This window comes from Enterobacter chuandaensis, assembly GCF_039718975.1.
GTDB lineage: Bacteria > Pseudomonadota > Gammaproteobacteria > Enterobacterales > Enterobacteriaceae > Enterobacter > Enterobacter chuandaensis.
Map to the genome: position 1 here is coordinate 4,379,505 of NZ_CP097173.1, position 13,167 is coordinate 4,392,671.

General features: G+C 56.2%; 11 protein-coding genes. 6 read left to right on the forward strand and 5 right to left on the reverse strand.

From position 1 onward, the window contains the following. Positions 1 to 34: 34 nt before the first annotated feature. Positions 35 to 1,684, forward strand: coding sequence for an alpha,alpha-trehalase (locus tag MX657_RS21085; protein WP_346806708.1), 1,650 nt, complete (start codon positions 35 to 37; stop codon positions 1,682 to 1,684). A 73-nt stretch (positions 1,685 to 1,757) separates the two neighbouring features. On the opposite strand, the gene MX657_RS21090 is transcribed toward MX657_RS21085, so the two are convergent. Then, positions 1,758 to 3,350, reverse strand: coding sequence for an STY4199 family HEPN domain-containing protein (locus MX657_RS21090; protein ID WP_080329102.1), 1,593 nt, complete (start codon positions 3,348 to 3,350; stop codon positions 1,758 to 1,760). 148 nt (positions 3,351 to 3,498) lie between these two features. Here MX657_RS21090 and MX657_RS21095 point away from each other — a divergent pair, with 148 nt between their 5' ends. Further along, a complete protein-coding gene (locus MX657_RS21095; protein ID WP_119916290.1) occupies positions 3,499 to 4,038 on the forward strand; it encodes a GNAT family N-acetyltransferase in 540 nt (179 codons plus the stop codon). 71 nt (positions 4,039 to 4,109) lie between these two features. After that, positions 4,110 to 4,448, forward strand: a complete 339-nt coding sequence (locus MX657_RS21100) for a lysozyme (RefSeq protein WP_346806710.1) — start codon at positions 4,110 to 4,112, stop codon at positions 4,446 to 4,448. Here MX657_RS21100 and MX657_RS21105 read toward each other — a convergent pair. Continuing rightward, on the reverse strand, positions 4,427 to 5,029 hold the full coding sequence (locus MX657_RS21105) for a response regulator transcription factor (protein WP_265195423.1): 603 nt from the start codon (positions 5,027 to 5,029) through the stop codon (positions 4,427 to 4,429). The two genes, MX657_RS21100 and MX657_RS21105, sit on opposite strands and share 22 nt — an antisense overlap. A gap of 173 nt (positions 5,030 to 5,202) precedes the next feature. Then, positions 5,203 to 5,961 carry an SDR family NAD(P)-dependent oxidoreductase gene (locus MX657_RS21110; protein ID WP_346806711.1) on the reverse strand — a complete coding sequence of 253 codons (759 nt, stop codon included), beginning with the start codon at positions 5,959 to 5,961 and terminating at the stop codon, positions 5,203 to 5,205. A gap of 119 nt (positions 5,962 to 6,080) precedes the next feature. Here MX657_RS21110 and MX657_RS21115 point away from each other — a divergent pair, with 119 nt between their 5' ends. The 3 genes from MX657_RS21115 (at position 6,081) to MX657_RS21125 (ending at position 9,641) form a co-directional block, all read left to right on the forward strand. Further along, entirely contained in the window at positions 6,081 to 6,980 is a 900-nt protein-coding gene (locus MX657_RS21115; protein ID WP_119916287.1) for a LysR family transcriptional regulator, read from the forward strand. A 51-nt stretch (positions 6,981 to 7,031) separates the two neighbouring features. Continuing rightward, on the forward strand, positions 7,032 to 8,057 hold the full coding sequence (gene yhjD / locus MX657_RS21120; RefSeq protein ID WP_080329108.1) for an inner membrane protein YhjD: 1,026 nt from the start codon (positions 7,032 to 7,034) through the stop codon (positions 8,055 to 8,057). A 261-nt stretch (positions 8,058 to 8,318) separates the two neighbouring features. Beyond that, complete coding sequence (locus MX657_RS21125; protein WP_346806714.1) at positions 8,319 to 9,641, forward strand: MFS transporter; 1,323 nt, start codon at positions 8,319 to 8,321, stop codon at positions 9,639 to 9,641. A gap of 496 nt (positions 9,642 to 10,137) precedes the next feature. On the opposite strand, the gene MX657_RS21130 is transcribed toward MX657_RS21125, so the two are convergent. Together MX657_RS21130 and pdeH are read right to left on the reverse strand one after the other, a co-directional pair. Further along, entirely contained in the window at positions 10,138 to 12,180 is a 2,043-nt protein-coding gene (locus MX657_RS21130; protein WP_346806715.1) for an AsmA family protein, read from the reverse strand. 65 nt (positions 12,181 to 12,245) lie between these two features. Continuing rightward, positions 12,246 to 13,019: a cyclic-guanylate-specific phosphodiesterase gene (gene pdeH / locus MX657_RS21135; protein ID WP_080329110.1), complete on the reverse strand. Its 774-nt coding sequence runs from the start codon at positions 13,017 to 13,019 to the stop codon at positions 12,246 to 12,248. Positions 13,020 to 13,167: the final 148 nt, after the last annotated feature.

Consider the following 13,167-nt stretch of genomic DNA (forward strand, 5'->3'; position numbering starts at 1 on the left):
TCTTCAGAACACACAACCGGAGGTCCTTATCACCATGTTCAACCAGAAACTACAGGCTACCGAGAACGTCGAATTCGAGATTGCAGAAGAGCTGCGCTACGAGACCGATCCCTGCGAGTTAAAACTGGATGAGATGATTGAGGCGGAGCCGGAACCCGAAATGATCGAGGGGCTACCCGCCTCCGATGCCCTGACGCCCGCCGATCGCTACCTTGAACTGTTCGAGCATGTGCAGTCGACGCGGCTGTTTGCGGACAGCAAAACCTTTCCCGACTGCGCGCCGAAGATGGACCCGCTGGATATCCTGATCCGCTACCGCAAGGTCAGACGACACCGGGATTTCGACCTGCGCCAGTTCGTGGAGAACCACTTCTGGCTGCCTGAAACCTACAGCACGGAATATGTTTCCGACCCTGGCCTGTCGCTGAAAGAGCACATTGACAGCCTGTGGCCCGTGCTGACGCGTGAGCCGCAGGACCACATCCCCTGGTCGTCCCTGCTGGCGCTGCCGCAGGCCTATATCGTGCCCGGCGGACGATTCAGTGAGACCTACTACTGGGACTCGTACTTCTCGATGCTGGGGCTGGCGGAGAGCGGCCGTAATGACCTGCTAAAGTGCATGGCGGATAACTTCGCCTGGCTGATCGAGCGCTACGGCCATATCCCTAACGGCAACCGCACCTACTACCTCAGCCGCTCGCAGCCACCGGTTTTTGCCCTGATGGTGGAGCTGTTTGAAGAGGACGGGGTGCGCGGCGCGAAGCGCTACCTCGATCACCTTAAAATGGAGCATGCCTTCTGGATGGACGGCGCGGAGTCGCTGCTGCTTAATCAGGCCTACCGCGGCGCGGTGCGCATGCCGGACGGCTCGCTGCTGAACCGCTACTGGGACGACCGCGATACTCCGCGCGACGAATCATGGATTGAGGATGTGGAAACCGCCCGCCACTCAGGCCGTCCGCCGAATGAGGTCTATCGCGACCTGCGTGCGGGTGCAGCGTCTGGCTGGGATTACTCGTCCCGCTGGCTGCGCGATCCGGCGCGGCTCGCCAGCATTCGCACGACGCAGTTTATCCCCATCGATTTGAACGCCTTTCTGTTTAAGCTGGAGAGCGCGATTGCCAATATCTCGGCGTCGAAAGGGGATAAAGAGACGGCTGAGCTGTTCCGCCAGAAAGCCACCGATCGCCGCGCGGCGGTGAACCGCTACCTGTGGGACGAGGAGAGCGGCTGTTACCGCGATTACGACTGGCGGCGCGAGGAGTTGGCGCTGTTTTCTGCCGCCAGCATTGTGCCGCTGTATGTTGGAATGGCGACGCATGAGCAGGCAGAACGTTTATCTGACGCGGTAAAAGCGCGTCTGCTGACGCCGGGAGGGATTCTGGCAACCGAGTACGAAACCGGCGAGCAGTGGGATAAACCCAACGGCTGGGCGCCGCTGCAGTGGATGGCGATTCAGGGGTTTAAGCAGTACGGCAATGACTCGCTGGGGGATGAAATCGCCTGGAGCTGGCTGCATACGGTGAACCACTTCTACAAGACGCACCATAAGCTGATTGAGAAGTACCACATCGCCAGCAGCACGCCACGCGAAGGGGGCGGCGGGGAGTATCCGCTGCAGGATGGCTTCGGCTGGACCAACGGCGTGGTGCGACGTTTGATTGGGTTGTATGGGGAGCCTTGAGGGGGTTAGGGCGCGGTCTGGCCCCTCACCCTAACCCCTTTGGGGAGAGGGCCGGGGTGAGGGGTGAAAAATTTTATCGAATCACCTCATAAATGGCGGTCTGAATAGACTGCCATTTTTTCGTGGTGGCATCCGGCTGTGACTGCGCGCGGCGCGTTGCCATCTCAAGATCGTGCTTCTGGCGCTTGACCACGGCCGGCACGGTGCAGAACGCTTTCAGATACTCTTTACGTATTGACGTCAACGACTCGCCGTTGGACATGGCGTGGCTGAGCGTATTGATGAAACGGCGGCACGGCTTCTCTTCCACCATGTTCTGCCGGTAGCGCAGCATCAGTTCCAGCACGTCGTCATAGTCTGCCGACATCGCCTCTTCGGTCCATGACAGCTTCCAGTCCATCCCGCCCTGCAAAAAGAGCAGCGCCACGCGGGTGTCGTTGCGGTTAATCGCCGAACGGAAATTACTCTCGTCCCAGGTGACCCCCATGCGCGTCAGCGTCTCACGCGAGGACGGCGTCTCGCGCATCTCCTGCGGCGGGGCCGCCTGCACCGTAGCCGCCACCGCTACAGGCTGCGGTTTGCTGCTGGTCACCAGCCAGAAGCCCCCCGCCACAATGGCAATCACCATCACGCCTACCGCCCCCCATAACACACCGGAAATAAGTTGCTCACGCTGCTCCGGCGTGCGCGGCGCGCGCTGGGTCGGCTTTTCAATCGTGTCGCGAACTTCAAACAGATCCCCACCGGTGACCCGATCCATTTTCTGCGCCTTTTCCCAGAACGCGTGCAGCTCGCTGGCGTCCACTGCCATGAGTCCAGCCGGGTTGACGCGCGTTCTCCCCTCTTCAAACGCCCGTTGGACCGGTCGGGAGATTTGCGTGTAGTAGTTATCCAGCAGCTGAATTTGCGCAGAGCTTAGCGTTTTCTGCACCGTGATGCTGTTGCGGATTTGTCGAATGTCGTCGAGGAAGGTTTGCAGGGTTTTGCGCGGCTCTACCAGAAGCGTCAACATTGAAGGATCGTTAAACAACGAGGCGTAATAGCGGCTGAACTCTTTTTTATCCACCAGCATTTGCGCCAGTTCACTAAACATCATGCCGCTCAGAACATCGTTGATTTCGCCAAGCTTCAGCCAGCGTCGTACGCGGTCAGCGTTAAATAAGGTTTTAAGATGATTATTGAGCCGCACCTGATCGGGCCAGGCCTGCTGGATGAGCCCTTTAATCATCAGCTCGATAGCGCGTACCTGCTTGTGCGCCTGCTGTTGCTGGAGTTCGCTTCCCGGGGCCAGCTCGGTGCTGTAGGTCAGCAGTGGCTGCTGCAGACGAAGATGCTCCAGCGCGGTTACAAACCGCATTGCCGCAATCAGCTGATTTTCACTGACATCCTGTCCGCTCTCATATTGCGGTACGCGCTGCTGCAGCAGACGCAACTGCAGCGTAAATTCCGACATTTCGGCATCATTCAGGTTAAGCTTCTTCGCAACGGCGCCCCATCCTCCCAGGCCTGAACGCGCACTGTCCAGCTGTTCCAGAAACCAGCGTGGATCTTTTCCCTCAGAAACATGTACATTCAGAAGAAGTAAAATTTCTACCGACGCCTGGCGAATGACCGCCAGACAGTGTTCGAACTGTTCGCGAATATGATGTGATGTGCTGAGAGTCATTGTTTTCCTTAAGCGACAACGAAGACATCCGGAATGGGCACTAATGGCCGTTTTTCTTTTTATTTATACGCGCTTAACCATACCTGACTTTCCGTTGAAATAAAGTGACAACCCTAAAATCATTTAAAATGTTTCAGGAGAATCTTAAATGCCGGTTTTAATGACCTCACGCCTGAGCTGCTCACCCCTGCAGGAGCAAGACTGGCCCTTTTTTCTGGCACTGCAGCAGCATCCCGAGGTCATGCGATATGTGGCGGAAGACCGCCCCGTCGCGGCGATCCGCGAGGCGTTTGATTCACGCCTGACGCCCTGGTCGCCGGGCAGCACGCACTGGCTTTGTCTGGTCGTGCGTGATGCCGCCTCACAGACCCCGCTGGGCTTAACCGGGTATATTCATCGGGAAGAAGATTGTGCCGAAGTAGGCTTTCTTTTTGCACCTGAGGCGCAGGGAAAAGGTTACGGTTTTGAATCCCTTAAAGCGCTTTGTGATTACGCCTTTCATCAGGGCGGTATACGCCGGCTCACCGCCACCGTCACCGCGGGAAATGTCGCCTCCAGACGCCTGCTGGAAAAAGCCCATTTTCGCCTGGAAGGGGAGCTACGCGAGAGCTATTACCTTTCCGGGCGCTGGCAGAATGACTGGTTATTTGGCTTATTACGGCAGGAATACCTGCATAATAATTTCTGAACAATAGCCATTTGGCGGATATTTCTCCTGGCCCGATTCCTCTACAGTATCGCCATTAAGAGGAAACGAATATGAAAGGTCATGCGCTGAATATATCTTCTGCCGCCATTGCGTTAATTAAGAACCATCAAGGGCTTTCACTGGAGAAATATCGTGACGAAAACGGTTTATGGGTTATCGGCTACGGACATGTGATCCGCGAGCGGGAAAAATTTCACGGCCTTATAACGCCTCTTCAGGCGGAATATTTGCTTCAGGAAGATATTCAGCTGTGTGAAACGCTGCTGCGGGAAATGTGTGTACGTCCACTAACCCAGCAGCAGCATGACGCGCTGGTCCTGATGATATTAAGTTTCGGCGTGACGTCCTCACTGCCGAAAGCGGTGCTTCAGGCCGTCGCCCGGGTGTAATACATGGCGGCCTGGGTTCTGTTTTTCACCTCCAGCCGGCGGAAAAGCGCCTCCAGGTGTGCTTTCACCGTGGCCGCACTGATATTGAGATTGCGGCCAATCTCTTTATTTGATTCCCCCGCAGCCAGCAGTTTCAGGACCTCACGCTGACGTTCGCTCAGGGATAACAACGCCTGCGCAGACGATTGTTGGTTGACCCACTCCCCGGGGAAGCAGACCATCCCTCGGGACACGGAATCCAGCACGGCGGAAAACCGCTCGGGGTTGGCATTACGGGGGATAATGGCCATTACGTTTCGCTGCATAAGTTGCTCCACCCATCTGGCCTCTTTTTTTGCCAACACCATGATCACCCGTATCGCCGGGTAGCGATGCATGATTTCCTCCAGGAAGGAACACCCCTCTTCCTGAATTAAACTGCCATCAATCATGACGATAGCAGACGGTGAAGCGGATATTTGCGCCCATAAATCGTCTGCCTGACAAGCCCCCGTTATATTTATTTCAGGAATCAACTTTTGCAGACCGTGTATCGCTCCATGAATAAATATCGACTGCCTGTCAAACATGATTACTCGCATCGTTTTTCTCCCTCTGAGAATAGCGAAGGGGGATTCTACAGAGGCATTATTTAAGAAAAAACTCAATGAATGGAGACGTTACAAATCCGCCAGTGGTTTTTATATTTACCCGCATTTTGACACATTCACATTAAGGATTTCCTTAAGGGATTCCCTCCCCTTAAGCGAAAACATCAGAGGAACATTCCGCCAGACACTTCAATACGTTGCGCATTCATCCAGCCGAGCTTATCGCTGAGCAGTGCCGCGATGGCATCGCCAATATCGTCCGGCAGCCCCACCCGCCCCAGCGCCGTCTGCGACGCCAGCATGTGGTTAAGCTCGGCGTTGTCGCGCACGCGTCCACCGCCAAAGTCGGTTTCTATCGCCCCTGGCGCGATGATATTAACGGCGATCCCGCGCGCGCCCAGCTCTTTCGCCTGATAGCGGGTCAGCACTTCCATCGCCCCTTTCATGGCCGCGTAGGTCCCCGAGCCCGGCTGGGTGAAGCGTGCCAGTCCGCTGGAGACGTTGAGGATCCGACCGCCGTCGTTAAGCAGCGGCAGCAGGCGCTGCGTCAGGAAAAACGGTCCTTTGAAGTGAATGTTCAGCGCCTCATCAAACTGGGCTTCCGTTGTTTCGGTATAGGGCGCGTATAAACCCGTTCCGGCATTGTTCAATAAATAGTCAAACGTTTCACGTTGCCAGACGCTCATAAGGATTTCCTGAAGCTGTCGGGCAAAATGTTCGAAACTGGTAATATCCCCGACGTTGAGCGGTAATGCCGCCGCCTTGACGCCTTTTCCCTGAATTTCGCGTACTACGTCCAGCGCCTCCTGCTGGCTGCGGTGGTAGGTGAGGATAATTCCCGTCCCGTCTGCTGCCAGCTTTAACGCAGCGTTTTTACCCAAACCACGGCTACCACCCGTCACTAAAGCAATACGTTCAGTCATCTTAAACCTCGTTTTGGCTGTTATGGAGATTGAGAAAGAGCTTATTAGGTGATAGAAAATCAATAAAGATGACCTAAAACGCTTCACTGTTTCATTGCAAACAACAATGAGCTTCCTCTATGGATAAAATTCACGCAATGCAGCTGTTTGTTCGCGTCGCGGAACTGGAAAGTTTTTCCCGTGCGGCAGAGACATTAACGCTGCCAAAAGGCAGCGTTTCGCGGCAAATCCAGGCCCTGGAAAACCGGCTTGGCACCCAGCTACTGCACCGCACCACGCGCCGCGTCAGCCTGACGCAGGACGGCATGGTCTATTACGAGCGGGCAAAAGATCTGCTGGCGAACCTGGATGAGCTGGACGGCATGTTTCAGCACGATCCCTCCAGCATCAGCGGAAGGCTACGCGTGGATATGCCCGTCGGCGTTGCGCGAAATGTCGTCATCCCCAAACTGCCTGCGTTTTTACAGCAATATCCTGGTATCGAGCTGGAGCTCAGCAGCAGCGATCGACTGGTGGATGTGATCCGTGAAGGGTTTGATTGCGTCGTCCGCGTGGGTTCCCTGAAGGACTCGGGGCTGATTGCCCGTCCACTGGGCAAGCTGTCGGTGATTAACTGTGCCAGCCCGGACTACCTGGCGCGCTTTGGCTACCCCGACACGCTGGACGATTTGGGCTCGCACGCCGTGATTCATTACGCCGCGATGTTAGGAAGCCGCCCTCAGGGCTTTGAGTTTTATAACGGCAGTGCAACGCAGTGGATAAAAACGGGCGGCGTGTTAACCGTCAACAGCACCGAAACTTACCAGGCCGCCTGCCTCGCCGGGCTGGGCATTATTCAGGCACCGCGCGTTGGGGTGCGTGATTTACTGCGCGCGAAGAAGCTGGTCGAGATCCTCCCGCAGTATCGTGCGGAACCGATGCCTGTCTCCCTGATTTACCCCCACCGGCGAAACCTCTCCCGCCGGGTACATCTGTTTATGGAGTGGCTAACCGAACTCACAAAAGCTTACGTGGACTAGTCGCAAGCTATAATTCAGTAACATCCAGCCAAACGAAAAAGGAAAAGACGCGTGACGCCGGAAAATAACCCGCAACGACCCACCCAACATTTAGAGTATGACCCCATCAAGAAGATGGAAACCGAGCCAGAAGAGGCTAAAGCCCCCGGTACCGCCAGCAAGGCGCTGGGTACCGTCACCAGCCTGGCAGAAAGAATTCAGCAGTTTCCCATGGTGGCGCATCTGATACGCGCGACCGAGCGCTTTAATGACCGCATGGGGAACCAGTTTGGTGCCGCTATCACCTATTTTTCGTTCCTGTCGATGATCCCCATTCTGATGGTGTCGTTTGCGGCGGCCGGTTTTGTACTCGCGTCGCACCCGACGCTGCTGCAGGATATCTTCAATAAGATCCTGAATAACGTCAGTGATCCGACCCTCGCCACCACGCTTAAAAGCACGATTAATACCGCCGTTCAGCAGCGTACCACGGTCGGGATCGTCGGTCTGCTGATCGCCCTTTACTCCGGCGTCAACTGGATGGGCAACCTGCGCGAGGCCATTCGCGCCCAGTCGCGCGACGTGTGGGAGCGCACGCCTCAGGATCAGGAGAAAATTTGGGTTAAGTATTTCCGTGATTTTATTTCGCTGATTGGTCTGCTCGTCGCGCTGGTCGTGACGCTCTCGATCACCTCTGTTGCCGGTTCCGCACAGCAGATGATTATCTCGGCGCTCTATCTTGATTACATCGAATGGCTGAAGCCCGCCTGGCGCGGTATTGGGCTGGCGATCTCTATCTTCGCCAACTACCTGCTGTTCTTCTGGATTTTCTGGCGTCTGCCCCGCCATCGTCCGCGCAAGAAGGCGCTGCTTCGCGGCACGCTGATTGCGGCGATAGGCTTTGAAGTGATTAAAATCGTGATGACCTACACGCTGCCGTCGCTGGTGAAATCCCCGTCCGGCGCGGCGTTTGGCTCGGTGCTGGGGCTGATGGCCTTCTTCTACTTCTTCGCCCGCCTGACCCTGTTCTGCGCGGCGTGGATTGCCACCGCCGAGTACAAAGGCGATACGCGAATGCCCGGTAAAACACACCGCTAACTCCGCTCTCGGGCTGATATTTCAGCCCGACTCATCATTTCAGCATATAAATCCAGTCCGTAACTTTTATTTAACCTAAAACCAGTTTAATCAACCAATATTTAAAAACTGTGAAGCATTTCATGGAAGCATTTCGGCTGGTCTGAACATTATTCGCTTTTTGTTGCTTTTATCACCAGAACGCGGCCTTGTTACAGATTGAAATGTCGCTTTTGCTGTGCGTAATATGGCCTTTCGTTCGACAAAAAATAAGAAAATATTATGCAAGCAACAGCCACAACACTCGACTCCGGTGCGGAAAACGTCCCGGTCAACTCGCGCAATAAAGTTGTCGTCGCATCGCTGATTGGCACCGCCATTGAGTTCTTCGACTTTTACATTTACGCCACCGCAGCGGTCATCGTTTTCCCGCATATTTTCTTCCCGCAGGGCGACCCGACGGCGGCAACGCTACAGTCTCTGGCGACTTTTGCTATCGCGTTTGTGGCGCGTCCGATTGGATCTGCGCTGTTTGGACACTTTGGCGATCGTATTGGCCGTAAGGTCACTCTGGTGGCTTCGCTGCTGACGATGGGGATCTCCACCGTGGCGATCGGCCTGCTGCCGACCTATGAAACCATCGGCATTCTGGCGCCGGTCCTGCTGGCGCTGGCGCGTTTTGGGCAGGGTCTGGGGCTGGGCGGTGAATGGGGTGGTGCGGCGCTGCTGGCGACCGAGAACGCCCCGCCGCGTAAACGCGCGCTGTACGGTTCATTCCCGCAGCTTGGCGCGCCGATTGGCTTTTTCTTTGCCAACGGGACCTTCCTGTTGCTCTCCTGGCTGCTGACCGACGAGCAGTTCATGAACTGGGGCTGGCGCATTCCGTTTGTGTTCTCAGCGGTGCTGGTGCTGATTGGCCTGTATGTGCGTGTTTCCCTGCATGAAACGCCGGTGTTCGCAAAAGTGGCCGCGGCGAAAAAACAGGTCAAAGTGCCGCTGGGTACCCTGCTGACCAAACACGTGCGCGTGACCGTGCTGGGCACGTTTATCATGCTGGCGACCTACACGCTGTTCTACATCATGACGGTCTATTCCATGACCTACAGTACCGCCGCCGCGCCGGTTGGGCTGGGTCTGCCGCGTAACGAGGTGCTGTGGATGCTGATGATGGCGGTGATTGGGTTTGGCGTGATGGTACCGATTGCCGGCCTGCTGGCAGATAAGTTTGGCCGTCGCGCGAGCATGATTACGATCACCACGCTGATTATTCTGTTCGCGCTGTTCGTCTTCCCGCCGCTGCTGGGTTCAGGTAGTCCGGGGCTGGTGATGGCGTACCTGCTGATTGGTCTGAGCCTGATGGGGCTGACCTTCGGCCCGATGGGCGCGCTGCTGCCGGAGCTGTTCCCGACGGAAGTGCGTTATACCGGCGCGTCGTTCTCCTATAACGTCTCGTCTATTCTGGGTGCGTCCGTGGCACCGTATATCGCCACCTGGCTGCAGGCAAATTATGGTCTGTTCTACGTGGGCGTTTATCTGGCGGCCATGGCGGCGCTGACGCTGATTGCGCTGCTGCTGACCCATGAGACTAAGCATCAGGCGCTGTAATTTATTGCGGCCTGATGCCCTCATCCCGACCCTCTCCCACAGGGCTGAGGGATCCCCACAAATTAATGCGAGCAGCGAATTATCCCCTCTCCCTTTTGGGGAGAGGGTTAGGGTGAGGGGAACATACGGCAGCAGTGGTCATTCCGTTCACTTTATATTCCTTGCTACTCTGTGATTCCTGTACCGGTGAACGTGCCAGGGCGGCTCAATCGCCGCCGCCCTGGCGACCCGGGCTCCCGGCGGTAAATCGCCGCTTCGCGGTGCCTTCGGCTAATTCCTTCCGGCTTATCGGGGACGGGCGGAGGTAACGTCCATGTAAAGCCCGCCCTCTCGGCGCATCCCTGCGCCTCGCCCCGGCCTGCAGGAAACGCCTCAGCGATTTACAGCCGGACCAGGGCGTCGCTGCAAGTCTTTCATTTTCCTGAAGTAAAATTCATCGCTTCGTGTAGAGAAATTACTGGGGCTCCCTCTCCCACAGGGAGAGGGAGAAAGGGAGCTATTTCTTCATCTGCGACAAAATATTCCGGCACTGATTCGCCTCGCCTTCTGACGGCGAAATCAGCGCCAGCAGCGCCGCAGCGGGCGTCACCAGTGTGGCAAGCGCTGCCGCTACTGCACCGCGCGCAATCAGCGGCCCTGGCTTGACGCCCGCCTGCGGATTTTTAAAGGTCCCGCGCACGTAAAGCGGCGAGCGCAGGGTGATAATACGAATCCCCTTACTTTCCGGATCGATGGTCAAATCCAGCTGCTCCGAGGCCATGCTGGCGGTACCGGTCACGTTAATCACCGCGTTTTCCGTGTCGAAGGCAAATATCTGCGGACGCGCCACGCCGTTCACCAGATCCAGGTTCGCCGCTGCGCAGTTCACCCGCACCTCGTCATCACCAAAGATTTGCCCGATGATAAAGTTACCGACGTTCAGCCCCAGGATCTCCATCAGGTTGCGGCTGACCAGACCGTCGTTCATCAACAGTTTCAGGTTACCGTTGCCGCTGCCCAGCAATGCCGCCACGGAATTCCCCACCCCGCGAATATCCGCGTCGCCGTTCATTTCACCGAGGGTCTTCTGCATCAGCTCCACGTTCGGCATTAGCTCTTTCAGCTTCAATCGACGGGCCTGGATCTCCGCCCGTCCCTGCATCGGCTTCTTATCGCCTTCCAGGTGAATGTTGGAGGAAATCGTCCCGCCCGCCATGCCAAACTTCAGCGGCTGCAGGCGCAGGTCGGCATTTTTCAGGATGATATGCGTCGAGAGATCGCTCAGCGGCAGCGTGCTGCCATGCTCAATCTTGCGTCCTTTGAAGCGCACATCTGCATCCATCACGTCCCACTTATCGGTTTCAAAGCGATCGTAAGGCAGTACTTTTCCCGCAGGCTGAACGTCTTTTTTCACCTCTTTTGATTTAGTGCCTTTGCCGGAATCCACGCCAATCAGCGGGCCCAGATCGGCCAGACGAAGCTGGCGAGACTCGACATCCCCTTCCAGTTTTGGCCGTGGTTTGCCGGTGGTGTAGGTCAGTGTGCCGTGGATGTCACTGTCGCCGATGCGGCCATTGAAATCCCGGTAGTCAAAAACGGACGATTTTTCGGTATCGATTTTGGCCACCAGATGTCCATCCGTTTCGAACGGCGGGGTATCCGGCAGCAGTACGCCGGTCAGTTCATACAGCTCACCCAGCGAGTCACCGGCGAACTTGAGCTGGAGGTCGACGCCCCCCATGTTCATCGGGTCGTTAACCGTCCCCACAAACGCCACGCGCGTATTCCCCGAGCGGAAATCCGCCTGCACCGGGAACGGCGTGCCTTCGCTCCGGAGCGCCAGCATGCCGCCGATTTTCCCTTTCCCGGTCAGCGGCTGACCGTTGTAGCGCCCTTTTGCCGTCAGGCCGAAGACATAATCACCCGCTTTGGTGTTATCGCCTTTCTCCTTGTTGCCCGTGACTTCGCTAAACGGCAGCGGTTTGCCCAGCGGATCGACCTGGATCTCCACGTCCGCCTTGCTGACCTTATCGTCGATGGCGATCCGCCCGCGATCGAAAAGAATATTGTCGAGTCGGAATGACCATGATGAGGGCTGGGCATTCGGATCTTTTTCGCCGTCGCTGGCAAGGTTAAACGTCCAGTTATTGTTTTTTTCAGAGAGTCGGATCAGGCGCGCATCGGGTTGCTGAAGTTTGATCCACGGTAAATAGACGGTCTTGGTCAGGAGCGCTAACGGCGCCAGCGTGGCTTCCACGCGCGGCAAATGCACCATGGTCACTTCGGGGATATCCGGCGGGTTGCCGAGAATAATGTCGTCGGCGTGGACGTGGGGCCAGGGGATCCAGCTTCGCCAGCCGGTCTCCTCTTTCTGACGCTCCCATACCACACCCAGATCGCCGCGAATGGCGAAGGGACGGTTTAGCTCAGTGGAGACTTTCTGGTTGATGGTCGGCTTAAGGCGGTTCCAGTCAAACGTCGCAATAATGACAACGACGATCGCGATCAACAACAAGAAAATCCCTGTAGTCCAGGAAATTACCCTGGTTGTTTTTGTCATTGTTATCCCCTTTCCTGATGACCTGTCCTGTAAAACTATAGTCCAGACAAAGGGAAACGGGGTTATCAGAGGGTCGTTCTGACGCTTTCGAGGAGATCCATCGGCACGGGGCGAGAGAGGAAATAGCCTTGCGCCGCCGCTGCGGGAGAGTTTTGCACATCACGCCACTCTTCCAGCGTTTCCACGCCTTCAACAATCACGCCCTGGCAATAGCGGTTCATCAGCTGTAATAACAGCGTAAACAGATTCCGCCCTTCCGGGGTCTGGCGCAGCATGATGAACAGATCGCGGGCTACCTTGATGTAGTCATAACGCACTTCGCTGAGGGCCGAGAAGTTCGCCATACCGGTGCCAAAGTCATCCAGCCACAGCGGGCCAAATTCACACATCGACGCAAAGGAGGAGTCCTGCGGCAGGCGGACATGCTCCACCAGTTCAAAGCGCAGCCACGGCAGGGTGGCGATCAGCTCCTGCAGCTTCGCGTTCTGACGCAGCGCCAGCAGAGTCGGGCCATCAACGTTAACCGAGGCGAGGAGAGTATGCTGCTCGAAAAAAGCCTGTTTCGTCGCCAGCATACGGATCTGCTCTTCCAGCACGTCCAGACGCTGGCGAACAGCAACTTCGGCAAAATAGCGATCCGGCGCGATACGCTGGGAAGGATTTGACGGGTGCGTGACGACGGTCAAAATTTCAATTGCCATCAGTCGACCATCCGTTCGGTAGATCGGCTGCCAGGTATACGCGCGCTCACATTGCAGCCAGTAGCGATGCTCCTGCAAGTTCTCAATACTTGCCTCAGGCGTAGTGCTCAGCCGCTGGATAACCTGCTCTGACTTCATTTCAGATGTCCTGTTGTTGGGATGGCCTTTCTGGACTCGTCAATGGGTTATCGGCCCGACAATTGAGAACTTTATGTTCAATTCACCGCGAAAATGAAATTAAGATGACAGAAATTTGCCGGAACACGCGCTGGCTCAAATAAAATAA

Excerpts from the sequence above, each read along its gene's own strand:
- MX657_RS21085 (WP_346806708.1), top strand. The coding sequence starts at position 35 with ATGTTCAACCAGAAACTACAGGCTACCGAGAACGTCGAATTCGAGATT.
- MX657_RS21090 (WP_080329102.1), bottom strand. The coding sequence starts at position 3,350 with ATGACTCTCAGCACATCACATCATATTCGCGAACAGTTCGAACACTGT.
- MX657_RS21095 (WP_119916290.1), top strand. The coding sequence starts at position 3,499 with ATGCCGGTTTTAATGACCTCACGCCTGAGCTGCTCACCCCTGCAGGAG.
- MX657_RS21100 (WP_346806710.1), top strand. The coding sequence starts at position 4,110 with ATGAAAGGTCATGCGCTGAATATATCTTCTGCCGCCATTGCGTTAATT.
- MX657_RS21105 (WP_265195423.1), bottom strand. The coding sequence starts at position 5,029 with ATGCGAGTAATCATGTTTGACAGGCAGTCGATATTTATTCATGGAGCG.
- MX657_RS21110 (WP_346806711.1), bottom strand. The coding sequence starts at position 5,961 with ATGACTGAACGTATTGCTTTAGTGACGGGTGGTAGCCGTGGTTTGGGT.
- MX657_RS21115 (WP_119916287.1), top strand. The coding sequence starts at position 6,081 with ATGGATAAAATTCACGCAATGCAGCTGTTTGTTCGCGTCGCGGAACTG.
- MX657_RS21125 (WP_346806714.1), top strand. The coding sequence starts at position 8,319 with ATGCAAGCAACAGCCACAACACTCGACTCCGGTGCGGAAAACGTCCCG.
- MX657_RS21130 (WP_346806715.1), bottom strand. The coding sequence starts at position 12,180 with ATGACAAAAACAACCAGGGTAATTTCCTGGACTACAGGGATTTTCTTG.
- pdeH (WP_080329110.1), bottom strand. The coding sequence starts at position 13,019 with ATGAAGTCAGAGCAGGTTATCCAGCGGCTGAGCACTACGCCTGAGGCA.